22 protein-coding genes and 1 pseudogene are annotated in these 26,269 nt (G+C 55.3%); 8 read left to right on the top strand and 15 right to left on the bottom strand.

Annotated elements, in window-relative coordinates; translation table 11 throughout:
* Positions 1-939 carry a DMT family transporter gene (locus F3J45_RS15645; RefSeq protein ID WP_255432046.1) on the bottom strand — a complete coding sequence of 313 codons (939 nt, stop codon included), beginning with the start codon at positions 937-939 and terminating at the stop codon, positions 1-3.
* Positions 940-1,222: 283 nt separating this feature from the next.
* Here F3J45_RS15645 and F3J45_RS15640 point away from each other — a divergent pair, with 283 nt between their 5' ends.
* The 5 genes from F3J45_RS15640 (at position 1,223) to F3J45_RS15620 (ending at position 7,142) form a co-directional block, all read left to right on the top strand.
* Entirely contained in the window at positions 1,223-2,323 is a 1,101-nt protein-coding gene (locus tag F3J45_RS15640; protein ID WP_205300536.1) for an alcohol dehydrogenase family protein, read from the top strand.
* 92 nt (positions 2,324-2,415) lie between these two features.
* Positions 2,416-3,522, top strand: a complete 1,107-nt coding sequence (locus tag F3J45_RS15635; protein WP_167064199.1) for a mandelate racemase/muconate lactonizing enzyme family protein — start codon at positions 2,416-2,418, stop codon at positions 3,520-3,522.
* A gap of 345 nt (positions 3,523-3,867) precedes the next feature.
* Entirely contained in the window at positions 3,868-4,761 is an 894-nt protein-coding gene (locus F3J45_RS15630; RefSeq protein ID WP_167064196.1) for a dihydrodipicolinate synthase family protein, read from the top strand.
* Between the two features lie 20 nt (positions 4,762-4,781).
* Positions 4,782-6,107: an FAD-binding oxidoreductase gene (locus tag F3J45_RS15625; RefSeq protein WP_167064193.1), complete on the top strand. Its 1,326-nt coding sequence runs from the start codon at positions 4,782-4,784 to the stop codon at positions 6,105-6,107.
* Between the two features lie 84 nt (positions 6,108-6,191).
* Positions 6,192-7,142 carry a LysR substrate-binding domain-containing protein gene (locus F3J45_RS15620; RefSeq protein ID WP_167064190.1) on the top strand — a complete coding sequence of 317 codons (951 nt, stop codon included), beginning with the start codon at positions 6,192-6,194 and terminating at the stop codon, positions 7,140-7,142.
* Positions 7,143-7,272: 130 nt separating this feature from the next.
* Here the strand turns inward: F3J45_RS15620 and F3J45_RS15615 are convergent, their stop codons facing one another.
* The 12 genes and pseudogenes from F3J45_RS15615 to F3J45_RS15560 all read right to left on the bottom strand — a co-directional run bounded on the left by F3J45_RS15615 (position 7,273) and on the right by F3J45_RS15560 (position 21,883).
* Entirely contained in the window at positions 7,273-8,763 is a 1,491-nt protein-coding gene (locus tag F3J45_RS15615; RefSeq protein WP_167064186.1) for an aldehyde dehydrogenase, read from the bottom strand.
* A gap of 54 nt (positions 8,764-8,817) precedes the next feature.
* Complete coding sequence (locus tag F3J45_RS15610; RefSeq protein ID WP_167064183.1) at positions 8,818-10,146, bottom strand: MFS transporter; 1,329 nt, start codon at positions 10,144-10,146, stop codon at positions 8,818-8,820.
* Positions 10,147-10,256: 110 nt separating this feature from the next.
* Positions 10,257-10,970, bottom strand: coding sequence for a GntR family transcriptional regulator (locus F3J45_RS15605; protein WP_167064180.1), 714 nt, complete (start codon positions 10,968-10,970; stop codon positions 10,257-10,259).
* A gap of 51 nt (positions 10,971-11,021) precedes the next feature.
* The gene (locus F3J45_RS15600; RefSeq protein WP_167064177.1) at positions 11,022-12,032 is read right to left on the bottom strand and encodes a GlxA family transcriptional regulator; all 1,011 of its coding nucleotides are present in this window, start codon (positions 12,030-12,032) and stop codon (positions 11,022-11,024) included.
* 212 nt (positions 12,033-12,244) lie between these two features.
* Positions 12,245-13,297, bottom strand: coding sequence for a GlxA family transcriptional regulator (locus tag F3J45_RS15595; RefSeq protein ID WP_167064174.1), 1,053 nt, complete (start codon positions 13,295-13,297; stop codon positions 12,245-12,247).
* 57 nt (positions 13,298-13,354) lie between these two features.
* On the bottom strand, positions 13,355-14,386 hold the full coding sequence (proX, locus tag F3J45_RS15590; RefSeq protein WP_240164616.1) for a glycine betaine/L-proline ABC transporter substrate-binding protein ProX: 1,032 nt from the start codon (positions 14,384-14,386) through the stop codon (positions 13,355-13,357).
* Between the two features lie 49 nt (positions 14,387-14,435).
* Positions 14,436-15,380: pseudogene (proW, locus tag F3J45_RS15585) on the bottom strand (glycine betaine/L-proline ABC transporter permease ProW); the annotation flags it as partial.
* A gap of 35 nt (positions 15,381-15,415) precedes the next feature.
* Positions 15,416-16,591 (bottom strand): glycine betaine/L-proline ABC transporter ATP-binding protein, encoded by a 1,176-nt coding sequence (locus F3J45_RS15580; RefSeq protein WP_167064168.1) that lies wholly within the window; start codon positions 16,589-16,591, stop codon positions 15,416-15,418.
* A gap of 245 nt (positions 16,592-16,836) precedes the next feature.
* Positions 16,837-18,063 carry an SRPBCC family protein gene (locus F3J45_RS15575; protein ID WP_167064165.1) on the bottom strand — a complete coding sequence of 409 codons (1,227 nt, stop codon included), beginning with the start codon at positions 18,061-18,063 and terminating at the stop codon, positions 16,837-16,839.
* 319 nt (positions 18,064-18,382) lie between these two features.
* Positions 18,383-19,486, bottom strand: a complete 1,104-nt coding sequence (locus tag F3J45_RS15570; RefSeq protein WP_167064161.1) for a mandelate racemase/muconate lactonizing enzyme family protein — start codon at positions 19,484-19,486, stop codon at positions 18,383-18,385.
* Between the two features lie 26 nt (positions 19,487-19,512).
* On the bottom strand, positions 19,513-20,064 hold the full coding sequence (locus F3J45_RS15565) for a TetR/AcrR family transcriptional regulator (RefSeq protein ID WP_167064158.1): 552 nt from the start codon (positions 20,062-20,064) through the stop codon (positions 19,513-19,515).
* Between the two features lie 1,273 nt (positions 20,065-21,337).
* Positions 21,338-21,883, bottom strand: coding sequence for a hypothetical protein (locus tag F3J45_RS15560; protein ID WP_167064155.1), 546 nt, complete (start codon positions 21,881-21,883; stop codon positions 21,338-21,340).
* A gap of 209 nt (positions 21,884-22,092) precedes the next feature.
* Between F3J45_RS15560 and F3J45_RS15555 the strand changes: the two genes are divergently transcribed.
* Positions 22,093-22,800, top strand: coding sequence for an ATP-binding cassette domain-containing protein (locus F3J45_RS15555; protein ID WP_167064151.1), 708 nt, complete (start codon positions 22,093-22,095; stop codon positions 22,798-22,800).
* The gene (gene fetB, locus F3J45_RS15550) at positions 22,797-23,591 is read left to right on the top strand and encodes an iron export ABC transporter permease subunit FetB (protein ID WP_167064148.1); all 795 of its coding nucleotides are present in this window, start codon (positions 22,797-22,799) and stop codon (positions 23,589-23,591) included. The genes F3J45_RS15555 and fetB overlap by 4 nt, the downstream gene beginning before the upstream one ends.
* A 7-nt stretch (positions 23,592-23,598) precedes the next feature.
* On the opposite strand, the gene paaX is transcribed toward fetB, so the two are convergent.
* Positions 23,599-24,603: a phenylacetic acid degradation operon negative regulatory protein PaaX gene (gene paaX / locus F3J45_RS15545; protein ID WP_167064145.1), complete on the bottom strand. Its 1,005-nt coding sequence runs from the start codon at positions 24,601-24,603 to the stop codon at positions 23,599-23,601.
* Complete coding sequence (gene paaY, locus F3J45_RS15540; protein WP_167064142.1) at positions 24,600-25,199, bottom strand: phenylacetic acid degradation protein PaaY; 600 nt, start codon at positions 25,197-25,199, stop codon at positions 24,600-24,602. Before paaY ends, paaX begins: the two co-directional genes overlap by 4 nt.
* Positions 25,200-25,479: 280 nt before the next feature.
* Between paaY and paaF the strand changes: the two genes are divergently transcribed.
* The gene (gene paaF, locus F3J45_RS15535) at positions 25,480-26,253 is read left to right on the top strand and encodes a 2,3-dehydroadipyl-CoA hydratase PaaF (protein ID WP_167064139.1); all 774 of its coding nucleotides are present in this window, start codon (positions 25,480-25,482) and stop codon (positions 26,251-26,253) included.
* Positions 26,254-26,269 lie beyond the last annotated feature (16 nt).

Below are 26,269 nucleotides of genomic sequence, written 5' to 3'. Positions count from 1 at the left end.
TTAGTCTGTGAGAGGCTGCCTGTTCCCTGTAAGTGGTGCAGAGGTTGACATTAACACTGTGACCAGACCTGCTCCTGCAATCATAGCAGTCCCAACCAGCACATGGATTTCGGGCGTCAAGGACATGAGCAAGAAGCTCCACAGCGATGCGAATGCCAAATAGGAAAAGTCCAGGCCTGCCACCACGGTCGTAGGGCCGAGCTGGTAAGCTCTTGCCAGCAGGTAATGGATGGCGAGGGAAATTAGCCCTAGAAGTATGGTTGTCCCAACATTCTCAGCTTCCAGTGGCTGCCAAGGCGTAAGCAAGAATGGATAGCTTTCTGCTGAATCAAGCGCAAAGCAAACTGCTATGCCAATCCCACCCACAATAACAAAGATGACGTTAAGCGAAAGCAGAATTGCCAGAGGGGAGATGTGGCTCACCTCGCTTCGTGTCAGGATGGCTGACGTTGCGTAAAACAGTGCTGCAGCGAAGGGTATCAAGATGAAGAGTGAGAAACTGTACTTGTCCGGCCTGAGTACAACCAAAACACCCAGAAAGGCGATGAGCATAAGGGCCAGTTGTGTCTTGGAAATTTTCTTTTTAAGAATTGCTGCGGAGAGTGCTGTGATAATTAGTGGTGCCGTGTAATAGCAGGCAGCGATTACGGGCAAGTCGAGACTTGGCATTGCCGCATAGAATGCGACATACATGGCAACGATGAGTAGGCTTCTGAGGTTAACCGCTACGCCACATACATCACGCCAGCTAATTTTATTTTTATTGGCCATCCATAGAAGAAAAGGTATCAGCGCAATGGAACGTAAAAAGAAAAGCTGCCACAAGGGTAGCGAATCGCTGAAGATCTTTACCATGACGTCTTGAAGCGCCATCAGGGATGTGGCTAGAACGATAAAAGCAGGGCCTAAAGATCTCAGTCTCGAAGACCTTGTCGTCATTGAAAGCTCTCCCGCAAACGGATAAGACTATCCGGTTGAGTTGGTGCAAAGCAACACCGCCAGTAACCTAGGCAATCGCGATTGGGCTCCGTGGCATAGAGTGTGCTTGCCGCGACATGGTCGGACCATAAAAAAATCTCATCAGCTTGTAGCACAAAAAATTGCTTTGCCCGCTCAGATGCCGCCTATACGGTGGTGTATATCTCGCTGTTGCTGTGCAATTGGCATCTGAATTCCTAGTTGTGTATTCAATATAAGACATCGGTCAATAAAGGGAGTGATAATGAATAATACAATACCCGACACTATGCACGCTGTTTTGCTCACAGGGTATGGTGGTGCCGATAAGCTTGAGTATCGAACCGATGTGCCAGTGCCGTCCCCTAAATCAGGTGAAGTGTTGATTCGGGTAGGGGCGTCAGCTGTTAATAACACCGATATTAATACCCGTATTGGTTGGTACTCCAAGAAGGTCAACTCGGATACAAACAGTGGCAGCTCCGCTGGCTTCGAAGAAATCGATAGTGACGATGCGTCCTGGTCTGGGGTACCTCTCCAATTCCCCCTCATCCAAGGGGCTGACTGCTGCGGTCACATTGTGGCGGTAGGTGAGGGGGTCGATAAGGGACGGATTGGTGAGCGTGTTCTGGTGCGCAACATGCTTCGCGCTCCTGTGGGGCGTCGACCCTACGAATGCTGGACGTTTGGTTCCGAATGCAACGGTGGGTTTGCGCAATACACGGTAGCGCCGGACAGCGATGTATTGACCGTCAACTCCGACTGGAGCGACACGGATCTTGCGTCTATTCCCTGCGCCTATTCGACCGCTGAACTGATGCTCCATCGATCGAGCGTCGTAGCTTCGGACATCGTGTTGATCACGGGCGCAGGCGGCGGTGTTGGTTCTGCAGCTGTCCAGCTGGCGAAGTGCCGGGGCGCTCACGTGATTGCCATCGCCAGCGAAAGCAAGCGAGAGCAAATTCTCGCCATCGGTGCAGACCAGGTCGTAGATCGTGGTTCCGATCTGGTGAAAACTCTCGGAAAGAACAGTGTCTCCGTGGTGCTGGATATTGTAGGTGGGCCAGAATGGCCGGCCTTACTGCAAGTGCTCAAAATCGGTGGGCGTTATTCCGTGTCAGGTGCAATCGCTGGCCCAGTGGTCGAACTGGATCTACGCACCGTTTATCTCAAAGACCTATCGCTGTTCGGCGGTACCTGGCAGGAAGACTGCGTCTTTGAAAATGTCGTGCGCTATGTTGAGGAAGGAAAAATTCGTCCGATTGTAAGCAAGATTTATCCTCTTGCCGAAATCGCAAACGCTCAGAATGACTTCGTGCAGAAGAAACATACCGGCAAGCTCGTGCTTGTGCCTCCGCAGGAATGAGCTGGGCCTTTGACCGGCGAACTTCATCCTGGTCTTCGCCTCGCCCCGATTCTCTTTAAGCCCTAACTCATGAAAATAAGAAGAGGTTGTAGATGAAAATTTCTGAGATTCACGTCTACCAGGTCGATCTTCCCGTGGTGAATGGGCCATACAAAATGTCACATTCATCAGTGTGGTCACTGAAGTCGACACTGGTGAAGATCGTTGCCGACAACGGCCAATTCGGCTGGGGCGAGACGTGCCCCGTAGGCTCGACCTACAACGAGTCCTACTCATCAGGGGCAGCTGGTGCGATTGCCGAAATGGCCCAAGGGTTGATCGGCACGTCTGTCTTCCCAGTCCCTCTGCACCGTCGGATGAATGATCTGTTGACGGGGCATCAGTATGCGAAAGCGGCGCTCGATATCGCTGCCCACGACTTGCTGGGTAAGCATCTGGGGTTGAGCGTCGCAGATTTACTCGGTGGAGCTCTGGTTGACCGGGTGCCTTCGTATTACGCGCTAAACGTGGCATCCCCTGAGGAGGCTGCCCGAAAGGCCTTGGACAAGTGCGCAGAAGGATACCCTCGACTGCAACTGAAGGTCGGAGGGCGTCCTGTTGAAGAAGACATCGAAACGATCAGGAGAGTGTGGGAAGCCATTCGAAGCAAAAGTGTTCGTCTGGTGATAGACGCAAACCGGAGTTTGCTGACCCGAGATGTGCTGAGCATCAGCCGCGAGTGCCACGACATCCCCCTCGTGATCGAACAACCCTGCAACAATGTGGAAGACCTGCAGGCGATCAGGCCGATCGTGCGGCATGCGATTTACATGGATGAGAACACCATCAACCCGAACACCGCCGTTGTCGCGGCAGGTACCGGCCTGGTGGATGGCTTCGGGCTCAAGGTTACCCAGCTTGGTGGGTTGCACATGATGCGTGCCATGCGTGATATCTGCGCGATTCGGGGCCTGCCGCATACTTGTGATGACACCTGGGGAGGGGACATCATGGCGGCGGCGTGTACCCATATCGGCGCCACTGTTGCACCGCGTTTGCTGGAGGGTGTCTGGATTGCGGCCCCCTACATCGAAGGCAATTATGACTCCGAAAATGGCATCAAGGTTGAGAGCGGGCACATCACGGTACCGAGCAAGCCAGGCCTTGGCATCATTCCAGATGAGTCCACATTTAGCAGTCCAGTCGCGTCCTTTGGCTGATTGAGCCTGTGCCCGGAGTCCTTTCCTAAGGGCTCACGGGTGGCCCAGCGCTGCATCAGTGTCGCTCGCATTCGCTGGAACCATAACTTTTTGTCATCACATGCTCTTCTTAAAAGTCGCTTTTTTTAAGGCTTCATGACGCCTACCCTTTCCCACAAGACAGGTGAGAAAAGAAACTGAGTAAGTCGCTCATTCGTAGCGAATTGCTACAGGGTGATTTTATCTAAAGCTATTGGGCTCACATGCTCTGCTCTGATCATTCTGCTCGAATGCGTAGGTTCATTTGAAGGACTTTTGCGCATATCTCTTGTTGCTCGTTGAAAGATAAGAATAGGAAATAGAATAATGTCTGCATTCATGTTTAACGGTGTCAATCTTGCAATTACTACTCCATTCGATGCAAACGACAAGATTGATTGTGCGCGATTTGAAGCGTTGATCGAACGCTACCTTGCAGCTGGAGTTCATGGCTTCGTACTCAGCTCTGGCACCGGTATGCATGTGTATCTCAGCAAAGACGAGTCCAAAGAACTCGTTGCATTCGGCGCCAAGGTGATCAATGGCCGTGCCCGAGTCATTGCACAGACTTCCGCTCTGTTGGTTGAAGAAGTGGTAGAGCGTACTCGCCACGCTAAAGACTGCGGTGCTGACGGCGTGATGGTGCTGCCACCGTTCTTTGAAGGCCCGACTGATGACCAAGGGATCATCGATTTTTATTCGAGTGTCTCCGAAGCTGGTCTGCCAATCATTGGCTACAACGTACCTCAGGCTGTCGGCGTGGAAGTCACTCCATCGCTGTTCAAACAGCTCAGCGAAATCCCCAATTTCGTCTCCGTGAAAGACAGCAGTGGTGACTTGGCGGCCCAGGCTTCGTTGGTTCGCACTGGTCTCCCGACCATGAACGGTGCTGATCCACTGGTACCTTTTGCCCTGTTTGCCGGTGCCGCAGGCCTGATCTGGGGTGGTGCCAACATGGCTCCGAAAACCTGCGTGGCCTTGGTCAATGCAGCCCAAGAGCGCAAGTGGGACGAGGTGCAACAAATCTGGAAAGCCCTGGCTCCAGTCATGTCACTGATCTGGCAGGGCGACTACGTCCAGTCTGTTTACGCAGGTGCAGAAATCATGGGGTACGGTGCTGGTAATCCACGCCGCCCATTGGCTCGTCTGTCGGATGAAAAGCAAGTGGCCTTGCGTGATGCCCTGGCTCCTTTGATCGAGCGCGAAACTTCCGCCTCGTGATTGCCGAAGGAGCATGAATCATGTTCGTAGCCTCTAAACTGCCCAAGAACAATGGGAGCTCTGGTTGGGTGGAAATGCTGCCTCGCCGGATCCCAAAGCCCGCACTTGAGAATTCGGTTACTGCCGATGTCGCAATTATCGGCGCCGGCTTCGCAGGGTTGTCAGCAGCACGCCAACTGGTTCGTCTCGATCCGAAGCTGAAAGTGGTGATCCTGGAGGCAGGCCTGGTAGGCGAAGGCGCATCCGGTCGTAACTCGGGCTTCATTATCGACCTGCCGCATGAAGTTTCAGCGGAAGGCCTCGGCGGTGGATCGCTGGATCGAGCCCGTCGGGACATCAAGATGTACCGCACGGCTATCGATATGGGCAGGGAGTTGGCCGAGGAACACGGCTGGGGTAAAGAAATTTTTGACCCCAGCGGACGTTTCAGCGTGGCGCGCGGCGCCCATGGCGATGAGCACATTCTCTCCTATGGGAAGCAGCTCGATGCTCTGGGGGAGTCCTACAAACTGCTGAATACCAAGGAAATTGGTGAGGTGACGGGAAGCAACGCCTACACCTCCGGTATGTTCATGCCTGGCACTGTGATGATCCAGCCGGCTGACTATGTACGTCATTTTGCGGACTCGTTTAGCGAGCCCGTTACGCTGTACGAGCGCACGCCAGCTGTGTCGTTCAATCAGGTAGGGGGGTCATGGGTTATCAAGACCCCGCGCGGTGTGGTTACTGCAGGGAAGATCATCCTCGCCAATAACGGCCATGCGCAGAGTTTCGGCTTCTTCAAAGGTGAACTGCTGCATGTGTTCACCTACGCGTCTCTAACTGAGCGCTTTGATCCGAAAAGATTGCCAGGTCAGCGGACATGGGCTGCCACACCGGCACTGCCAATGGGCACTACCGTGCGCCGCATCAGCGATGGTAATGCCGATCGAATTCTGGTGCGGTGGCGGTATACCTACAATCCGAGCCTTACCATCGGCGATAGCCAGGTGAACAGCGCAGGACGGGTTCATGATGAGAAGTTCCTGACGCGATTCCCGACGCTGAAAGGGCTGCGGATGGAGCATCGTTGGGGTGGGCCAATGGCGCTTACTTGGAACAGCGTGCCTGCATTCGGTGAGGTCGCCTCCGGCGTGATTGCGGCTTGCGGTTGCAATGGCCTGGGAGCATCCAAATCCAGCGCAGCGGGTATCGCGGCCGCCGACAAGGCGTTGGGTGTTAACAGTGAGCTTCTTCAGATATTCACTGGCTATGACAAGCCGAAAAAGCTGCCGCCGCAGCCTTTCTTGACCATCGGGGCGAAAGCCAATATGAAGTTCAAAGAACTTCGTGCCGGCGATGAGTGAAACCGCATAGTCAAGATTCAGAAAGGGCCCTAGACAGGCCCTTTTTGTTTTTGAATAACAATATATGTCGAGTGGTGTCGAGTAATGGTTAAGCACACAGAACCTGATCAATCGTTGATTAACATGCCTTCGCTACGAGCCGTGAAGGCCTTCGTGGCTGCTGCTAAATATCAGAATTTTACGCGCGCGGCTGAATCACTGTGTGTTACACAGGCGGCCATCAGCAGACAGATTCGTGATCTTGAGATTTTTTTGAATGCTGAGCTATTTGACCGAGTAGGACGTACAGTTGCTTTGACTTCAGCAGGCACCATATTTTTCGATGCAGTTCAATTGTCGCTGCTGAACATATCACAAGCCTCCGACCGCATTCGCAAGCACAACTATCGTAAGCGAGTTGTGACCGTTTGCTGCACACCGGCTTTTGCCAGTTTGTGGTTAACGCCAAGACTTTCAAAATTCTTGAAAGTTAATCCAGATATCGATGTGAACCTCGTAACGACTCAGAACTTTTTGGCAATGGAACCAGGCGTGCGTCCGGACATTTTTGTGTCCAAGCTTTCAAGGATTCGAGAGGGGTACTGCAGTTATCCGTTGGTGCATGACGTTATCTATCCTGTCTGTACTCCGGATTACCTGAGGCTTCATCCTGAAGTGAGCACGCTGGACGGCATTAAGTCTGGGTCTCTTTTGAATCTCTCGCCTTATGGGCGGGCCCAAGTTGCTGAGCATGTCGATTGGTATATCTGGTTTGGTTATCACGACGTTGAGTTGGATGCGCGCTCTATGACCGAGAATCAGATATTTAGCTCTAACGATTACAATGCACTTGTTCAGCTCGCTTTGCGAGGGCAGGGGGTGGCTTTAGGCTGGCATTACCTGGTGGAGCCTTTCATCGAAGAGGGCGCACTCGTCAGGCCTGTACAAGAAGAGTTGGTGCACAAAGACAGTCAGCATTACCTGACCTTCAACGAAGAAAAAAAGATAGACGACGCTTGCTGCCGAGTCAGGGACTGGATACTTTCACATTTCTAGGCAAGCGGCTCTGATGCCCACTGGCCTGGGTGTCGCACGCGACTTCCTGCTTTGAGATGGCCACCGCCCGCGTGGAGTCGGTGGCCGGATGGTGCTGAGCTCCGTCAGAACAGCACCGGTCTTGCTCAGGTCACGAAGCGTTGATCCAGATGGTCTTCAGCTCCGTGTATTGGTCATGTGCCCAGATGGACTTGTCGCGCCCACCGAAACCAGACTCTTTGTAGCCACCGAACGGCGTGGTGACATCACCTTCGCCGAAGCAGTTCACGGTCACCACGCCCGCGCGGATTTCCCGCGCCAGGCGCAGCGCATTGCGCAGGCTGCCGGTGTAGGCCGAGGCGGCCAGGCCGTAGACGGTGTCGTTGGCCAGCTCGATCGCCTCATCGATGGTCTCGAAGCTGGTCACACTGAGCACCGGCCCGAAGATCTCCTCAATGAACAGCTTGTTGGTGCGGTCTACATCATCAACGATGGTGGGATGCACAAAGACGCCATCTTCGGTCTCGCCACCGTGGACAACGTGCAGCTTCTGTTCGGCTGCATATTCCAGGTAGGACTTCACTTTTTCGAAGTGTGACTTGCTGACCATGGCGCCCAGGCGGTTGTCTGGATCAAGCGGGTCGCCCATCTTCCAGTCGCCCAGATGTTTCATGATGAGTTGCAGCAGCTTGTTCTTGACGTCTTTATGTACGATCAAGCGCGAGGAGGCCGAGCAGTTTTCCCCCATGTTCCAGAACGCACCAGCGGTAACGAACTGGGCCACTTCGTCCAGGTCTTCGCAGTCATTCATGACGACCGCAGGGTTCTTGCCACCCAGTTCCAGGACAATGCGCTTGAGGTTGGACTCGGCGGCGTATTTCAGGAACAGTCGGCCCGTGTCGGTGGAGCCGGTGAAGCTGACCATCGGGATGTCCATGTGGCGGCCAATGGCTTCACCCACTTCACGGCCACCGCCAGGCACCAGGTTGAACACACCAGCAGGGATACCGGCCTCATGGGCCAGCTCGGCCACGCGCAGGGCGCTGAGGCTGGTTTCCTTGGCCGGCTTGACCACGATCGAGCAACCGGCAGCCAGCGACGGGGCGATCTTCCAGGCCAGCATCAGCAGCGGGAAGTTCCACGGCAGCACCAGGCCGACCACGCCGATGGCTTCGCGCACCACCATGGTCACGGCAGCGTTGCCGGTCGGGGCGGTGGCGTCGTAGATCTTGTCGATCAGCTCGGCGTGCCAGCGAATGGTGTGGATAGTTTCCGGCACGTCGACGGTCTGGCACTCGCTGACCGGCTTGCCGCTGTCCAGCGCTTCCAGCACCGCCAGTTCATGGGCGTTGTCTTCGAGCAGCTGGGCGAACTTCTGCAGCACATGCTTGCGGTCGTTCGGCTGCATCTTCGACCAGGTGCCTTCCTCGAACACGCGCTTGGCCGCAGCCACGGCCACGTTGACGTCGTTGACATCACAGGCTGCGACTTCAGCCAGCTGCTTGCCGGTAGCCGGGTTGGTGGTGACGAAGGTGCGGCCCGAGATGGCATCGCGGAATTCACCGTCGATGAACGCCTTGGTGCGCAGTTGCAGATCGGCGGCAATGGCCGCGTATTGTTCCTTGCTCAGCAATTCAGCCACGTTACATTCTCCTTACGACTGGGTGAGTAATTGGTTTAAAGCAAAGCCTGCAGATCAGCTCAGCGAAGCTGCTTGCTGAAGATCAAGTGTCCGAGTTTCAGGTGCCAACACGAACGAAACAACCAGGCCGATCAAGCAGATAATGGCCGCGATATACATCGTCTGGGCGATACCCAACGTGTCGAGCGACATGGGGACAAAGTAAGTACCCACCGCAGCGCCGATACGCGAAATCGAAGTGCCGATGCCTACGGCAAAGGTGCGCAACTCTGTGGGAAATATCTCATTCGGGTACACCAGGATCAGTACCTGAGAACCACCCGTGAACAAGGCATAGCCAGCGAACAACGCCAGGATCAGTCCACCAGATTGGTTGTGGAAATAGCCGAGGCCCAACAAGGCAATGGCGGACAACAGGAAGCTGTAAATCAACATGCTGCGGCGATCGATCAGGTTGATGATGCGCGTGGCAATCAAACAGCCAGAGAAAAACAACAGCGTGATCAGTGCTGAGCCCAAGGAGGCTACATCGCCTTTGACGTTCAAGGCAGCAAGGACTTTGGGTGCAAATGAATAGACCGCAAAGATCGGAACGATAGCGCATGTCCAGAAAGTCAGGACAAAAAGCATGCGCTTGCCGTAACCCGAGTGCAGCAGGCTAAACAGCGTTACCCGCTTTTCACGGCATTCTTCGGGAAGGTTCTTGAGGCTGAAATCATTGCCGTATACCGACTTTAGCACTGCCTCGGCTTCAGCAAAGCGGCCTTTGCTCAGCAACCAGCGCGGGGACTCAGGCGTGCCAAGGCGGATCAAGATGGTGATCAGGCCAATCACTGCCGAGCTTGCCAATACCCATTGCCACGCATCAACGCCCATGGTGCGGAAGATGATTTCTCCAACAGAATAGGCTGTAGCCGCACCTGCAAACCAGACCAAGGTCAACATGGCTAGACGAGAGCCCCGGTACTTTTTCGGCATGAATTCAACCACCAAGGAAGTGGACACCGGATACTCGATGCCCACTGCAATTCCGATGACCAGCCTGAGCAAAAAAATGGCAACTGCGGAATCAGTAAAAAGATGGGCTACGGAGGCGGCGATGAACAGTACAGGCCCAACGAAGAAGGTTCTTCGTCTGCCTATGAAGTTTGTAATCCAGCCACCGATGAAGCCTCCGAAGAACACACCAATCAGCGAGGATGCAGCGATGATCCCCTCCCAAAATGCGCTGAGTGCAAGAGAGGTGGTGATTTGCCCTAAGGCTACACCGATGATGCACAGTACATAGCCATCCACGAAACCTCCCGCACCCGCACGGTAGGACAATAGCTTGTGAAACCTGTTGAGGGGCACGTCTTCAATTGTGATATTAGGACTTGTCATTTTTGTCTCCTGATATAAATTCACGGCAGCTTCGTTGCCTAAAAGCCAGGCCTCATGTGTCCTGGAAAAAACAGAAAATCTTGTATTTGTTGATCTGTTTTCTGCTCGGCTTAAATAGTGATCTCCACGTCTAAAGCCTCTGGAGAGGTGTAGTCAATGATTCGCTTGCGCATAATTTCAAAGTTGGCGCGAGCAATTTGAGAGGCTTGTTCGCAAGCGCGGCGCTCTATGGCATCTACAAGACTTTCATGGTTCTTGTGGATGGTATTCACGTCGTCTATAGCGCATTCGTCATCGGTGCGAGGGAAGACGATTTTCTGGATTCGCGCGTGATCAATGAGGCTTCTGCGCAGTGCAGGTAGCAGGCACTGGTTTTTTGCAATCAAGCCGATTTCTAAATTGAAAGAATTCTCCAGCATTGTTCGCGATGATTGATTGCCGGCTGCAATGGCTATGGCTGTATTAGCTAAGTTTGCCCGTAGTCTCTTTATCTCGCCTGGTGTCGCTCTGACGCTAGCCAGTTGGGCAACTGAGCAGTAGATTAATGGGGCTGCTAGCGAAAAATGCCGCAACGTATGGCAGGTGAGCGCCACGACTCTCGGAGAGCGGTTTGCCTCAAGTTCTATATACCCCTCAGCCGCCAAATGCCGGAGGAGTTCTCGAACAGGGGGGCGGGAAATCCCGAATTCCTCACACAATGCTTGTTCAACAATAGTCGAGCCTGGAGTCATCTCCATCGTCAGGATGCGAGTGCACAGCGCACTGTAGAGCAGCGCCTTCCGATCAACGTGAACCGGTTGCGATAAATCAACGGCAGCGTTCATGCAAATCCACCAAACACCTTTAAGTCTTCACTCAACCTCCAGAAAATCCACTCAAATTTCATACCGGACTTCCTTGGATGGTGGGTGGCCAAAAAAACTGCTATAGCATCGACTGAAGTGTGTGCTGGAAGGGAATCCACAAGCGAGCCCTACCTGCGCAACTGAAAAGTTAGAATTTTGGAGTAAGCGTCGTGCTTCAGTAATTCTTAACTGTAGGTAGTATTTTTGAGGGGTGGTGGCCATCTGTTCACGGAACTGGCGTTGAATTTGCCTGGTGGACAAGCCGAGGCATTTCGCTATTTGCTCTGGATCCAGCGGGTCTTCTAAGTTGGACTCCATGAGGGTGACCACTTCCCTCAATGGCTTTGTCAGATTCGGGTGACGGCTCTTGGTGATGCTCTTGAACTTTGATTGGTCGTAGTCCAGCAGATCCAGCACGGCATCTGCGAGCCGTGCATTGCAGCGTTCCCGCAACCAACTGATCATGGCCTGAAAGGCGCCAGTGGGTGTAGCCGCTGTCAGCCTGTCCCGATCGAACACCATAGAGTCCAGGGTGACATTGATATTTGGGGAGCGCTCGTAGAGCGCAATTCTCTGCTCTGCGTGAATGGCGCATCGGTAGCCATCTAGCAAGCCTGCACGACCTAGGTACCACGCACCATTCCACAGGCCGCCGAGGGCAATGGAAGTGGTGCTCAGGCGCTTGAGCAACGTACTGAGCCAGCCAGGTACATTTCTAGAGCTGCGCAACCCGCCGCAAACCACCATAAGGTCGAGATCGGCGACCCTCACATCGGTGAGAGGCGTATCAGGGCGAATGGGAATGCTCAGGTCGCTCATCACTTCAGAATTCGTCTGGCTAAAAACATGCACTTTGGTGGTGCCAGGTACAATCAGATTCGCTGTCACAACGGCGTCAAGCGCCTGTGTGAAGCTTGGGAGGGAGAAGTTCTCTAAGAGGAGAAATCCAATCCTAGATGTTCTGTTTGGCGCTTCTGAGGAAACAAATCTCAGGTTGCGCTCTTCAAACTTTGTGCTAAAACATCTAGTTGTATTTTTCATGTCCGACAGACTACCGCAAAGCTGACTTATGACAGTTCAGGCTGGTGACAAAATCGACCGTGGCCAAGGGGTTGCCAGCTCCATTCGAGGATAGTGGCGTAGCCGGCCAAGGACTAGCGAATTTTGCTGACAAATACAGATAACCTATTGTTATCAGTATTCGTCTGTGTACCATAAGCTAGCGTATCTACTCAATCTCTGGTGGTGATGCACTAAATCAGTCCGAACCTTCGGGGGATAGCATTGGCGTTTCCTCGAAAGTGGTTTGGCGAATACCCAAAGGTTTCCTTGAAACGACTGTAAAAATGGGAAAATGTCAAGAAGCCACTGGCGATTGAAATTTCAGTTAGCGATTTGCTGGTATGCATCAGCAGCTGGCGTGCATGTGTCAAACGTAGCTCTAAGTAGAATCGAGTGGGTGAAGCGTTGAGGTGTTTATTGAACAGTCGCTCCAGGTGCCTTCTCGAAACGCCTGCGCCTTCTGCCAGCGCGGTAATGTCGAGCGGATTTTCGATATTGGCACTCATCATCATGATCGTTTCTTTAATGGGCCTGGGGGCGTTAGGTAACGTGAAGCTGGGTATTGACGATGAATCGTTATCCGAGAGGTACGTGCTTTGCGGCAGGCCTTGGCGAATGGCTTCGGCGATTTCAGCGTTGCACTGGATCCCGACAAACTCCACCATCATGGCAACCACTGCATAGGGGGAAGAGCAGCTCATCCTGGGGCCGTCAACAAGATACGGGATAGAACGAAACTCTACTTTCTTGAATGTGTGCTGCCAGCAATCAATGGAGTTCTGGCTAGCGGTGCATTGTTGATTATCGAGCAGGCCAGCTTCCAGCAGTGCTTGGCACCCGCTTGCTAGGCCTCCGATCAATACTCCAAGGCCCGCTGCTTGGCGCAGCTTGAATTTCAAGTCGCTATCTAAGGAAAAGTGGGCGCTATCCGCGCCGCATACCAGAAGGCAGTCCAGCCCGTTCAGATTGAGATCGGCCATCAGCATATTGGTGGAAATGATCATGCCGACATCGCTAGTCACAGAGGACTTTTGAGCAATTAAATGGATATCGAAAATATCAGATGAGCAGAGTCCGTTAGCAAGTCTCAGTGTATTTGTAACTCTAGACAGCGCAGACAACGAAAAGCCATCCTTTAGTACAATACCAATAGCTTTCTTAGCGCCGGTGAATGCCAAACGTTCAGTGCGATCAAGGTGTGCGAGGTTTTGATTGATTAACACACTTTTAAATGCAGTTGCCATACTCGCTTACCTCGATTTGACACTGGGCCGGCAAGCCAGCCCAGTGAGTCTTACCCGTTACTTGCCTGCTTTGCTCGCAGCGTCACGCGACGCTTGGAGCCATCCATCGAACTGCTGGCGGTGTGCGGCGATCCATTCTTTGGCGTGTCGAGTAACATCGGCAGCCTTGTTCTCACCCTGTTGCATCTTTAAGTTCTGAGCACTTTCATCTTCCGGTTTGATGTTGAAGACCGACAGGAATTTAAGCGCTGCAGGGTTTTCTTCTGCAAACTCTTTATTGACCACGGACTTGATGGTGTCTTTGGCGAAGCCGAGATTCTTGCCATCGTAGGTTGTATCTGCGTTGTTGTTGCCGTCTGGAAGCGCCGTATATGGAACGGGCACCCATACAACGTCCTTGCCGATGACCAGCACGCTGGAGATCCATTGTGGAATCCAGGTGTAATAGAAGATGGGCTGACCCGCTTTGTAACGCGTGATCGTGTCTGCCATGAGCGCAAAATACGAACCACGGTTGTTGTTGACGGTTTTGTTCAGGCCGTATTCTTTGAGTTGGAATTCGGTCGTGATTTCGCAACCCCAACCAGGGTTGCAGCCCGTTAGGTCGGCTTTGCCGTCACCGTCAATATCGAACAACTTGGCAATTTCAGGCTTTTTGAAGTCTTCGAGCGACTTGATGTTGTAGGCGTCAGCCGTTTTTTTATCAATCAGATAGCCCTGAACAACATCGTTCATGACGTCGCCTGCTTTCACCAGGTCGCGGTCACCCCCGGCCTTTTGATAGAACGGGTCATGCAGGGTATTCCAAAGATGAACGGTGAAGTCTGCATCGCCGTTGGCCAAGGCGACCATCATCACCGCGTACTCAGTTTCTTTTGGCTCTTGGACTTTATAGCCCAGCTCGCGAAGCCCCTGCATCGCGATTTCACCTCGGAAGCGCTCTTCAGCGATGGGAGGGAAAATCGGCGTTACCTTGACGCCCTCACCAGGTTTCTCAGTGGAGGCCAAAGCGCCCAGGGACGAGACGCTCAGGGTGATTGCGCACGCCAGGAGAGTCATTGAATCTTTGAACGATTTCTTCAACATCATCACGCACCTTCTGTTGTTCTAAGGGTTCGGCAGTGTGAAAGATGGAGCTTCAAGCAGTTTTTCGATTGTCTGGTCGCTGATTGATCCTGAAGAGTCGCAGCACAACGCCAACCGGCCCTGTGTGGTACCACTTCAGACTTGGGTCGGCGTTCGTGCGCTCGCCCATGGCTTGCGTCAACCGATCCAGGAAGATGGCCAGCAAGACGAGCCCAAAGCCGCCAACGGTCGCCAGCCCCATATCCAGTCGTCCGATGCCGCGCAATACCATCTGGCCAAGTCCGCCAACCGAAATCATCGAGGCGATCACCACCATCGACAGCGAGAGCATCAACGTCTGGTTTAAGCCGGCCATGATCGTTGAGGTGGCCAGGGGAAGTTGGACACGAGTGAGCATCTGACGCGGTGTGCAACCGAAGGCACGAGCGGCCTCGATTTTGTCTTCGGGCACTTGTCGAATACCGAGGTTGGTCAGGCGTACCAGGGGCGGCAGCGCGAACACGATCGTGACCAGCACACCAGGTACGTTACCGATCCCGAATAGCATCACGACGGGCACCAGGTACACGAACGCCGGCAATGTCTGCATCGCATCAAGTACGGGCCTAACGAATCGTTCAATCCCGTCGCTGCGCGCACACAGAATTCCCAGAGGGATACCGATCACCGCGCAGAAGAACACCGAGGTCAGTACCAGAGCCAGGGTCGTCATCGATTCCGACCAGACACCGATGAAGCCCAGCAGGGTGAGTGTGATGAAGCAGAGAAGGGCCATCCGCTTTCCTGCCAGTTGCCAGCCCAGCAGAGAGGAAAGGATGATCCCGATCGAGGGCGGAATGCTCTGGAGGGTGAACTCGATGCCGTTGAGCACTTGGTCAATCGGCCAGCGAATGGCGCGGAACACATCCCTGAAGTTGTGCACCATGAAGTTGAGAGCGCTAGTTACCCAGTCACCCAGGGGGATGACCATGGCTTGGAACGGGTCAAGCAGGCTGAATTCGGACATCACTACGATCCTCTTCTAACGGCGGACTAGACGCGGCTCAGGGTCTGCAGCAGCTGGCTTTGAGAAATGGTGCCTTTGAGCGCGCCAGATCTGTCGAGTACCGGGACGGGGTAGGGCAGCTCAGCTGCGATGCCAAGCACTTCGTGCAGTGGGGTGTCGATGTAGACCGGCTGTTTTTCCCGAGTGTGGTAGTGCTTCTGCGCTGTGCGGGAGGGGGAGTGAGGTACGAATTCACTGGTTTCGACGACATCCAGGAGCAAGCCGTGCTCATCGATGAGGTAGCTGTACGGAATGCCTTGGTTCAAGACCGGGGCTTTACCATTGACCTTGAACACACAGTGGGTATCGAGCTTTGCGACGTCGCCTGCTTTGAGCACGCGCGAGCCATCGAAGCCTTTGAAGAAGGTGCGCACATATTCGTTGGCGGGGTTGTTGATCAGCTCTTGGGGGGTACCGATTTGCACTACCCGGCCACCCTCCATGATCGCAATCCGGTGACCAATACGGATGGCCTCCTCGATGTCGTGCGAAATGAAGATGATGGTGCGCTGCTGTTCAGCCTGAAGACGGATGAGCTCACCCTGCATCTCGCTGCGAATCAGCGGATCCAGTGCCGAGAACGCTTCGTCCATCAACAGAATGGTCGGATCATTCGCGAGTGCACGGGCTAGGCCAACGCGCTGTTGCATGCCGCCAGACAGTTGGTGCGGGTAGCTGTGCTCGTGTCCAGCTAGGCCTACCTGTGCAAGGGCTTCCCGGGCACGTGCATGGCGCTCAGACTCAGAAATACCTGCGATCTCAAGGCCAAATGCCGTGTTTTCAAGCACGCTCATGTGGGGCATGAGTGCAAAGGACTGGAACACCATACCCATGTCTTTACGTCTCACATCCAACAGCGCTTTGTCTGATAGGCCGGTGATTTCCCTACCGTTCAGATGGATGCTGCCCGATGTCGGCTCGATCAGACGATTGAAAAGCCTCACCATGGTGGATTTGCCAGAGCCTGACAAACCCATGATGACAAAAATCTCACCACGTTTAACTGAAAAACTTGCGTCAAATACGCCGACTACATGGCCAGTCTTACTAAAGATTTCCTTTTTATCTGCTCCTCCACGCAACATGTCCATTGCCATGGCCGGATTAGGGCCAAAAACTTTGAAAATATTCTTAACCGAGAGAATTTCATCGGCATGGCTCATACGACTACGACCTCTTTTTTTATGCTTATAACCAACACTCAAGATCACCGTGAGGCAATCAGGTACGTGATTTGGCAGTCTGTTCAATCATGAACGTGAGTCATTCCGGCACGCAGAAAATATCGCCTTGTAAAAAAGATTCTTCCTTGTGTGAAGCGCACCATCCACCAGGGTATCGCTTTTTGTTTTTACGAGATGGTTGTAGATAAAAAAGAGGGGGAGGGTGATTCCCCCTCAAGCGCGCATCAAATGATACGCGACGATGCTTCGTCGAGACGCTTGGCCATCAATTCGCAATACCAATCAACGAACTGGCATACACCATTTTCGATGATGGTCGAATAAGGGCCAGGCACATACGCCGGAGAAGTCACGCCAATTTGGGTACCTTCCACCAGGCGACGATCTTGGTCATTGGTCGCCATCCAGACTTTGGTCAGCCGATCAATGTCGTAGTCCACGCCTTCTACGGCGTCTTTGTGCACAAGCCACTTGGTTGTTACCACTGTTTCACCTGGGCCGACTGGCAATACGCGGAAGCTCAGCGCATGGTCGCCCAGGAAGTGGTTCCAGGTGGAGGGGTAGTTGAAGTACAGCAATGCACCGATGTTGTCGACGCCGCTTCGATCAAGGCGTCGCGCCACTGCTGGCTGGCCGTCCATGGTATAGCTGCTGGCCCCTGGATTCAGCGGAATACGGGTCATCCGGAACTGGCCATCCGGATCTACAACCATGCGGCTGGCAAGGCCTGCGGCTTCGCAGGTGTCGCAGTGCTCGGCAAGCGCGGGGTCTTCAGCGCCTACACCCTGCACCGAGGCCAATTCGGTGTACGAGCTGAGCAGTTCCGGGTGGGTGCCGTCGCAGTGGTAGCACTCGCGGTTGTTTTCGAACACCAGCTTCCAATTGCCTTTCTCTGTGAGGTTGGCTTCGAAAGCCACCTTGCAGTCTTCCAGGTAGTGGGGGCCGATGAACGGCGATACGGCACTGCGGAATTTTTCGAAATCTGGTGCGGTCTTGGCCACACAGACGTAGATGTAGCTGTGGACGACCTCGCAGTGCACGGGAGAGAGGTTGTGCTCGCTTTGATCGAAATCAGTGCCCATGTTGCCGGCGTAAAGCAGCTTGCCGTCCAGGTCGAATGTCCACTTGTGGTAAGGGCAAACCAACTTGGCCACCTTGCCCTTGGCCTCCGTACAAACCTTTGAACCACGGTGACGGCAAGCGTTGTGGAATGCGCGAATTTCCCCGTCTTTACCACGCACAACTGCAACTGGATATTCTCCAATTTGCAGGGTTAAGTATTGACCCGGTTTCTCAAGCTCGAAGGTGTGGCCAGCAAAGATCCACTCCTTGTACCAGATTTGCTCCAAATCTTGCTGATACAAACCCGCATCCATGTAGGCTGCACCTGGCAGGCCGTGTTGGGGTTTGCGTTGCTTGATCAAGTCTAATACATCGGTATATTTGCGCATTTCTTATTCGACTCCTGAAACGAAGCTTATCGCATTGCAATGTGCCGCAGCACATCGAGGCAAATCTGGTTTTTTCTATCGTGCGATGAGCGTCCAGCTGTAGCATTTTCAAATGCGTTGCATTCGAACGAAAGCCCATCCATTCGCCGCTGCATAGATTCAGTCTAAGGACGGCTTATCACTGAAAAAATCGATTTTTTCTGAGGCGTACAGATCACCAAATGTCATCATCAACTCAGAAAGCCCGTTGCGCAGGCAAACAGATCCTCTAACCACTGACTTTGTCAGTAGTTGCTCGCAACGGGTTTACTGGATTTACTTAGAAACTTACGACCGGAGCGCCAAACTGGTCTTTGTCGGGGACGATGCCCAGGCCTGGGCCTTCCGGAAGTGTGATGTGCCCTTTTTCGATGCTAATGCCGGCTTTCTCATCGTAGTGACCTTCGATGTAAGGGGCGGCGATCCACGCACCCTCGTTGAGGTCAGGGCGTACTGTAGCGCCGAGGTGTACGCAGGCGGCTGCGATGATATCGCCACCCCAAGCATCGTCGCTGGTGTGTGGCAGGTTGCGGGCCGCGCAGATGTCACGGAACGTGCGCATTTGGTGGAGACCACCGATACGGGTGACCTTCATGCCGAAGCCATCCACCAGGCCAGTACCGGCAGCCGTGATCACGGTGCTGAGGTTGACGCCATTTTCGTCCATGTAGATAGGGTGCTGGATCACGTTGCGAAGCACGGTCAGCTCCTCAATCGTGTTGCAGGGCTGTTCCAGGACGAACGGGATATCGGCGCAGTCGCGGCTCAGGCGGATCGCGTCGCGGGTGTTCCAGCCCCTGTTGCCGTCGGCGGCAAGGCGCATACCCGATCCACCAATCACTTCCCAGACTTTGCGCAGGGTAGCGATGTCGGCATCTACGCTGCGACCGCCCAGCTTGATTTGGATACGAGGATAGCCTTCGGCAAGGCGCTCCTTGGCAATGCGCGCGATCTCGTCTGGAGCGCCCACGCCAGTGGAATAGTAGGTAGGTACGCTTTCAGTGGTAACGCCGCCGAGAAGATCAGCTACACGAACGCCCAGTTTTTTGCCGATCAGGTCATGCGCTGCGATGTCGATCGCTGCTTTTGCGTAATGGTGACCATTAAGCAGCGACTCCATTTTGCGATGCAGTTGAACGGGCCAGAGGTCTGCGCCGATCAGGCCAGGTGCCATTTCCTCAAGCGCTGCGCGAGCGCCCTTTGCGTGAGCTTCCGCATAGGTAGAGCCTACCGGGCAGGTCTCACCCCAGCCTTCTAGGCCGCACTCGGAAACGATGCGAACGAGGGTGGTATCGAGCGACCAGACAGTCCCGCTGGACATCACGCGGGGTGGGTTTTTTACAGGCAAATCATGGGCATAGATGTGAATTTCACGGATCTTCATTTGTTCTTGTTCCCGATTGCGTACTGCTAGTTAAAGTTCTCCGCAACCAGTGCCGCGCGAGCTGCACGGATTGCGGTGTCGGTCGCTTTTTCTCTTCCCTGCAAGCGAGCTGCCTGGGTCATGCCTTCATGCAATAAAAACAATGTTTCCGCTAAGTGCTCGACCTCTCGATTCGGCGCAATCTTTTGGAGGCGATGTTTGAACTCATCCGCCAGCCTGGCCTTGTGCGAAAGAACAATGCTGCTGATTGCTTCGTTGTCTGGGTACTCTGCCAAAGCATTCATAAATAGGCAGCCCGTATTGGCGACCTCAGCGAGCCAGTCTCCGAGACGGACAAGCGGATAGAGGATATGCTCGACTCCATCTTCCGGGCCGCCGGAGAGCCATTCGGTATAAGTCCGATCTCGGTGTTCTAATGCGCCTACAATCATTGCTTCCCGACTCGGGAAGTATTTGTAGAGTGTCCGCAGCGATACGTCTGCTTCTGCTCTCAGCGCTTCTACGCCTTGCTCAGCAAAGCCTTGCTCGGAAAAGCTTCTCTCCAGTTCACTGGCGATGCGTTGCTTTGTATCCAGCATGCGATTGGTCTCAGGTTTCAGGTCGGCAGCTATCATAAGTCAGCGCAGGTTGGCCTCGCAGCCTTCGCGCTCTCAGCAGCCGCGTACCCTCACCTCAGCTGCTCTGACCTGACATCCGCTTCGCTGATCCCTTGAATCGTTCGTTGTGGCAGCTCTCGCAACGGCTTGGCATGCGCCTTGACACAACGGCCAGCCGCCTATGTGAGCTGATAGTAGAACGATCACTCTACCTTGTAAATACTCAGGTAGAGTGTTTTTTCTACCTTCGCTGGAGATGTCCGGGACGATGCGCCTTTTGTGTGCGCATGCCCTGAAATTGGGGCTTCAAAAGCGCTGAACGACGATAGTGTGCAGCCGTTTTTTCATCGGCAGTAGCCGGGTGAGCATGCAGGCTGCTCCACCACGGTGCGCTAGCCTTTGAAGCAATAGCTCAGGGCGAGTGAAAAAAGCTGGCGGGATTACGTATGGGCGAGGCATGCCTCGCAGGTGCCAGATTTGGCAAATGTGAGAGGAAAAATGCATGCCTGGCATGCTGGGGGGATAGGGATGGGGATGGCGTGATTACAAATGTCTGGAGCCTTTCAAGGAAAGCAGTCCTCCAGCCACGACCAAGACAGCACCGAGGATGAGGCTTAAAGCCAATGCCTCGCTGAACCAGATCACACCAATGAGCGAGGCAAATACCAAAAGGGAGTAGTTAAAGGGCTGGAGTGTAACTGCAGGTGCATATTTGAACGCTTGCACCATGAGCATTGACTGGTTTCTCACGGATGATCAGCGACCACAGAAGCAGGCGTTCAACGTGCCCACGGTAGGTGCTGTACGTGAGCGCGTTCTCTGCGAAGCGCCTTAGATAGCCGCCAGCATTGGAGAACGCACGAGTGTCCAAATAGTGGAGGAAATGATTACCATGCCTCAAACGCTCGTTTCGTCCCCAGCCCACGTAAAATCGGAGGATTGGCAGAGGCGCATTATTTCAAAAGTGTCCGCATTTCGTCGGATTCGAACCATATTTGAGCAAAGCCGAAGCGCTGGAGGCCCTGCAGCGCAAGGGCTTTAGGGGCTAGTGGGATGGAAGTGTCTTTGTTTCTCGACGGTCACATCAAGTTCGGTGGTTTGTGAAACGCAGTGCGTAGGTTGGTGGAACCAGACAGCAGGTCATGAGCGACTACGACGCGATACATTATTTAACATAATACTCATTATGCGCACATTCGTATGGAGCTAACGGGGCCGTGGGTGGGCAGATTTGAAGCCAGGCCCCTGACCTCGATCACTGCACCGCAGATCGAGCCTGGACCTCAGCGATGTAACTCAGCACGAACGGATCCTGCGAGCCTCGTTCCTTGTAGTAGCCAACCACGTTGGCCAGCGTCCACCGCAGCAACCTCATCAGCACTGGATCGGAAAATTTCCAGCTGGCCGACTCGTACTGATACCGGCTGTTGGTGAACACATCGCGATACCGCTCGAATGAGTGTTCCTGGCTGTTCAGGGCCAGGCTCTCGCGAATCGCTGCAGGCATCGCGTGAAACAGTGTCAGCAGATCGTGAGCGTCACGCTTTTGTTTGGGTGGAATCTTGCCGATTGACTGCAGATGCTGGTGAGCCGTTTTGAGTGCTTCGAGGTCGAGCTTGTAGGTTTCGCCGGACGTACCTTGGTGCTGATGTGGCACGGAAATAAAGCTTTTCAGCAGGATTTCCATACCGATCGCTGCATTGACCATGGCGACATGTGGGAGGTTTTGGGCGTCTAGAAGCTCAGCGGCCTTGAGATAATTGCGGGCGCTTTCAAGCATCCAGCCTGGAAAGTGAGTCATGAATGGTGCTCCTTGATGGTGACTGCCGCTGAAGGTAGCTGACCAGGTAAGCTACCCATAGCTCAACAGATGAGCTACCCTGCCCCTATTATATGAATTCAAGGAATAACTACACTAAATGACTATTTAGCGTAGTTATATCTAAACGAGCCCGCACGCTGCCCTCCAACGCCAATCCTCCACTGCTCAACCCACCTCAAGGAACGCCAGTGACTACGGGCTCCAACCATCCAGATTCCACAGCCCTGCTGAAAACCAGGCAATTGGGCCGAGTCGACCCATCAACCCAAGCCACGTTACTGTCACCCACCGACCTTTCCCTCAATGCCGGCGAACGTGTCGCTCTCATCGGCGCATCAGGTTCTGGCAAAAGCGTACTGCTTCGCACCCTGGCCTTGCTCGACGCCCCCAGTACCGGCGACATTCTGTGGCTCGGCCAGCCGGTCTCTGCCTTGCCTATACCCGACTACCGCGCCCAGGTCTGTTACCTGGCGCAGCGTGCCGCCCTGGTGGACGGCACTGTGCGTGAAAACCTGCGCCTGCCCTTCTCCCTACGGCACAATCGCCAGCGCACGTTCGATGCGCACAAGGCAACAGCGCTACTCGACCTGGCAGGCAAGCCGAGGAGCTTCATCGACAAGCACGGTGCCGACCTCTCGGGTGGCGAAGCCCAGGTGGTGGCGTTGGTACGGGCACTGCTGCTTGCGCCCAAGGTGATGCTGTTCGACGAGCCTACCTCAGCGCTGGACCCACAATCGGTCACTGCCGTGGAAGCCCTGGTCATGAACTGGTTCAACGAATCCCCTGGGGCTCGCGCCTGTCTCTGGGTCACCCATGACCACCAGCAGGCACAGCGCATCGGCACGCGTACACTGACCATGCACCAAGGCAACTTGTTCGACGGGAACCCGGCATGAATTACCACAACCTCGCCTACGCCGATGTCGCGATCGCCGCAGCGATGATTCTGGTCAACGGCCTGTTATCGGTGCTCCTCAAGCTCGGGCTGGCGCGCCAGTTGTTCTGGGCATCGCTGCGCACCATCACCCAACTGCTGGCCATTGGTTACATCCTTGGCTGGGTATTCCAGCATGCCCAATGGTATATCGTGCTGCCCCTGATGCTGACCATGACCCTGATTGCCGGTGTTTCCGCCGCCGGGCGCGGCCAGCATCGCCACCGTGGCCTGCTGGCCGACAGCGTGCTCTCGGTGGGCTTGAGTGCCTGGTTGGTCACGGCCATCGGCCTGTTCATCGTGCTGCGCGTTCGCCCTTGGTACGAACCGCAGTACGCCATCCCCATCCTCGGCATGATCCTCGGCAACACCCTGACCGCCGTGGCGCTGGGCATCGACCGCATGACCCGTGAGCTGACCGCACAACGTGATGTCGTGGACATGGTGTTGTCGTTGGGCGGCACGCGCTGGGAGGCAGCCCATGCCGCCGCAGTGCAAGCACTCAAGGCCGGCATGATGCCGACCTTGAACCAGATGACGGTCGTCGGCATCGTCAGCCTGCCCGGGATGATGACCGGCCAGATACTGGCGGGCCAGCAACCGGACGATGCGGTGCGTTATCAGATCGTCATCATGTTCCTGCTTGCCGCGGCGTCGGCGCTGGGTACGGTCAGCGCAGTCCTGCTGACCTTCAACCGTCTGTTCTCGCCTGCGCACCAGTTCATGGCGCACAAGCTGGCCCGGCGCGCTTGAGCGGTAGTCAGCCCAGGCCGCCGAAGCGCTTGTAGAAGCCTTCACTGACATCCGGCAGTGGCCCATCGGCCGTTTCCAGCGCGTTGTTGAGCCACGCCTCGGCCTTGGCGCACACCAACCGATACAGGTTGCGGCACAAGGTACGTGCTGCGCGGCCTTCCCAGTCCCCCGGCAGCAGCTCGTCGGGCAACTGAGGATCGCGCAGCAGCAACCGGCGGTACTCGTGAATCAACAAGGTGCGCGCCAGGAAGCAATCCTGGGCGTCGAGTTCATCGAGTTCCTTGAGGCTCTGCCACAACGGCCGGAACAGCTGGATGAACTCGCTGTATTGCTGGCCAAGCTCGTCGATACGCCAGCTTTCCCGCACCTGCGCTCGCATGGCCTTGGAGGCCAGTACTTCCTGGGTGTGGGTTTCGAAGACGATGCTGTCGTCGCTGGCCTCAAGCTCACGCAAGGTAGCGGCCAGGTCGGCGCGGTCGGCCCGAGGGCAGCCGAGTACGTTTGGCGCCATCGCCCCGAAGCCCTGCCATTCCAGTTCTTCGCGCACAGCTTTGCGCTTGGCGGCTTCCAGCTGCGAAAGCAGCACCAGCGTCCAGGCGCCATCCCAGGCCGGCTGGCTTGGGCTGTACACGCGCTTGAAGGCTTTTTCGAAGCGTCGGCGACCGGTGCCGGTGAGGCTGTAGTAGCTGCGCCGGCCAACCTTTTCGGCGGTCAGCCAGCCTTCCTTGGTCAGGCGAAAGATCGACGTGCGGATCAGCCGTTCATTAATGCCGATCGGCTCCAGCAAGTTGATCAGGCTGCCCAGCCAGACCGTACCGCCATGGGGCTCGATGGCATCACCATAGAGGGTGATGATCAGCGAACTGGCACGGATCGGGGTCTGCTCCTGGAAGCGGGTGATCAGGGTGTTCAGCGGGGCGAGGTTGCTCATGGACGAACTGTGCGCGGAGAAAGCACCGACTATACCTGTGCGGCGGGTCGCCTGGCCATGGCGTGACGCAGGCAAGCTCATGCACCCTCCTCGCCCTTGGGCCTGAAGCCACCGTCACCCATGCGTGGTCGCTGCGCTTGCGGCTCGGCCAATGGTGCGCATTCGACCAGGCTGGCCATGCAGCGCCGGGCCAAATGCTGGTATTCGGCCGTGCCACGCTGCTTCCATTGCACCTCCTGCTCGGTCAGGGCTCGCTTGACCTGGGCCGGGGCGCCCATGACCAGGCTTTGCTCGGCGCACTCGAACCCCGCCTTGACGAAGGCTGTAGCGCCGACGATGCAACGCGCAGCGATGCGCGCGCCATCCATCACCACGGCATTCATGCCGACAAGGGCATCCTCGCCCACCCGGCAGCCATGCAACACCGCGCCATGGCCCACGTGGCCGTTGCGCTCGATCACCGTGTCACCGCCGGGAAAGCCGTGCATCACGCAAGTGTCCTGCAGGTTGGCACCCTCCTCCAGCACGATGCGCCCGAAATCACCACGCAACGAGGCCAGCGGCCCCACGTAACAGTGTGGGCCGACGATGACGTCGCCGATCAGCACTGCACTCGGGTGCACGTAGGCGGTGGGGTCGACCACCGGGGTCAGGCCGTCGAGTCGATAGCAAGGCATGCTTACAGTCCTCAAATGATTCATTACATGCAATGATCTTGTATCGTAAATGATAGGCGCGTCAATCCCAGTAAAAAGCCTTTATCCATTGGTGTTTAGGAGGGAAAGCGAGATTTTCTAATCTACAATTAGATACTGAAACAAAACTAGATGTTGATTTAGTGTATCGCATGGTGCTTATACTGGTTCCACCTGGGCAGGCTTCAACACTGCCCCTGCAGACAATTCCAAGAAATGCCGGCCACCCGTTGTGCCGTGCGTGCAGCCTGAGGACTCCAACATGCCTCGTTTCATCAATGTGCAGGCGCCCCACCCCGGCGTCCGCCTGGTTACCTTGCAACGGCCGGAGGCGCTCAACGCCCTGTGCACGGAGCTGCTGGCAGAGCTGGCCGCCGAGCTGGCAAGTGCCGAGGCCGACGAACACACCCGCGCCGTGGTCATCACCGGCAGCCCCAAGGCGTTCGCCGCCGGGGCCGACATTCGCGAGATGGCCGAACGAGACCTGGTCGGCATCTTCAATGACCCTCGCGTCGCCCACTGGCAGCGCATCGCCGCCTTCAGCAAACCCTTGATCGCCGCCGTGAATGGCTACGCCCTGGGCGGCGGTTGCGAACTGGTGATGTGCGCCGACATCGTCATCGCCGGCGAGGACGCCCGCTTCGGCCAGCCGGAAATCAACCTGGGCATCATCCCCGGCGCCGGCGGCACCCAGCGCCTGTTGCGTGCAGTCGGCAAGCCGCTGGCCATGCAGATGGTGCTCACCGGCGAGGCCATCAGCGCCCGGCATGCCCAGCAGGCCGGCTTGGTCAGTGAAATCACCGTGCCTGAACTGGCCGTCGAACGCGCCCTGCAGCTGGCGGCCAGCATTGCCGCCAAGGCGCCGCTGGCCGTTCGCCTGGCCAAGGAAGCGCTGCTCAAGGCCGGCGACACTGACCTTGCCAGCGGCCTGCGCTTCGAGCGCCACGCTTTTACCCTGCTGGCCGGCACTGCCGACCGCGACGAAGGCATCCGCGCCTTCCAGGAAAAACGCCCGGCGCAGTTCAAAGGTTGCTGAACCGCGCCGCCCCCAT

It is taken from the genome of Pantoea sp. Ap-967 (assembly GCF_011752565.1).
Taxonomy (GTDB): domain Bacteria; phylum Pseudomonadota; class Gammaproteobacteria; order Pseudomonadales; family Pseudomonadaceae; genus Aquipseudomonas.
The sequence above is the reverse complement of the archived record's forward strand: the minus strand, read 5'-3'. Positions and strand labels throughout refer to the sequence as shown.

Excerpts from the sequence above, each read along its gene's own strand:
- F3J45_RS15645 (WP_255432046.1), bottom strand. The coding sequence starts at position 939 with ATGACGACAAGGTCTTCGAGACTGAGATCTTTAGGCCCTGCTTTTATC.
- F3J45_RS15640 (WP_205300536.1), top strand. The coding sequence starts at position 1,223 with ATGAATAATACAATACCCGACACTATGCACGCTGTTTTGCTCACAGGG.
- F3J45_RS15635 (WP_167064199.1), top strand. The coding sequence starts at position 2,416 with ATGAAAATTTCTGAGATTCACGTCTACCAGGTCGATCTTCCCGTGGTG.
- F3J45_RS15630 (WP_167064196.1), top strand. The coding sequence starts at position 3,868 with ATGTCTGCATTCATGTTTAACGGTGTCAATCTTGCAATTACTACTCCA.
- F3J45_RS15625 (WP_167064193.1), top strand. The coding sequence starts at position 4,782 with ATGTTCGTAGCCTCTAAACTGCCCAAGAACAATGGGAGCTCTGGTTGG.
- F3J45_RS15620 (WP_167064190.1), top strand. The coding sequence starts at position 6,192 with ATGGTTAAGCACACAGAACCTGATCAATCGTTGATTAACATGCCTTCG.
- F3J45_RS15610 (WP_167064183.1), bottom strand. The coding sequence starts at position 10,146 with ATGACAAGTCCTAATATCACAATTGAAGACGTGCCCCTCAACAGGTTT.
- F3J45_RS15605 (WP_167064180.1), bottom strand. The coding sequence starts at position 10,970 with ATGAACGCTGCCGTTGATTTATCGCAACCGGTTCACGTTGATCGGAAG.
- F3J45_RS15600 (WP_167064177.1), bottom strand. The coding sequence starts at position 12,032 with ATGAAAAATACAACTAGATGTTTTAGCACAAAGTTTGAAGAGCGCAAC.
- F3J45_RS15595 (WP_167064174.1), bottom strand. The coding sequence starts at position 13,297 with ATGGCAACTGCATTTAAAAGTGTGTTAATCAATCAAAACCTCGCACAC.
- proX (WP_240164616.1), bottom strand. The coding sequence starts at position 14,386 with ATGATGTTGAAGAAATCGTTCAAAGATTCAATGACTCTCCTGGCGTGC.
- F3J45_RS15580 (WP_167064168.1), bottom strand. The coding sequence starts at position 16,591 with ATGAGCCATGCCGATGAAATTCTCTCGGTTAAGAATATTTTCAAAGTT.
- F3J45_RS15575 (WP_167064165.1), bottom strand. The coding sequence starts at position 18,063 with ATGCGCAAATATACCGATGTATTAGACTTGATCAAGCAACGCAAACCC.
- F3J45_RS15570 (WP_167064161.1), bottom strand. The coding sequence starts at position 19,486 with ATGAAGATCCGTGAAATTCACATCTATGCCCATGATTTGCCTGTAAAA.
- F3J45_RS15565 (WP_167064158.1), bottom strand. The coding sequence starts at position 20,064 with ATGCTGGATACAAAGCAACGCATCGCCAGTGAACTGGAGAGAAGCTTT.
- F3J45_RS15560 (WP_167064155.1), bottom strand. The coding sequence starts at position 21,883 with ATGACTCACTTTCCAGGCTGGATGCTTGAAAGCGCCCGCAATTATCTC.
- fetB (WP_167064148.1), top strand. The coding sequence starts at position 22,797 with ATGAATTACCACAACCTCGCCTACGCCGATGTCGCGATCGCCGCAGCG.
- paaX (WP_167064145.1), bottom strand. The coding sequence starts at position 24,603 with ATGAGCTTGCCTGCGTCACGCCATGGCCAGGCGACCCGCCGCACAGGT.
- paaY (WP_167064142.1), bottom strand. The coding sequence starts at position 25,199 with ATGCCTTGCTATCGACTCGACGGCCTGACCCCGGTGGTCGACCCCACC.
- paaF (WP_167064139.1), top strand. The coding sequence starts at position 25,480 with ATGCCTCGTTTCATCAATGTGCAGGCGCCCCACCCCGGCGTCCGCCTG.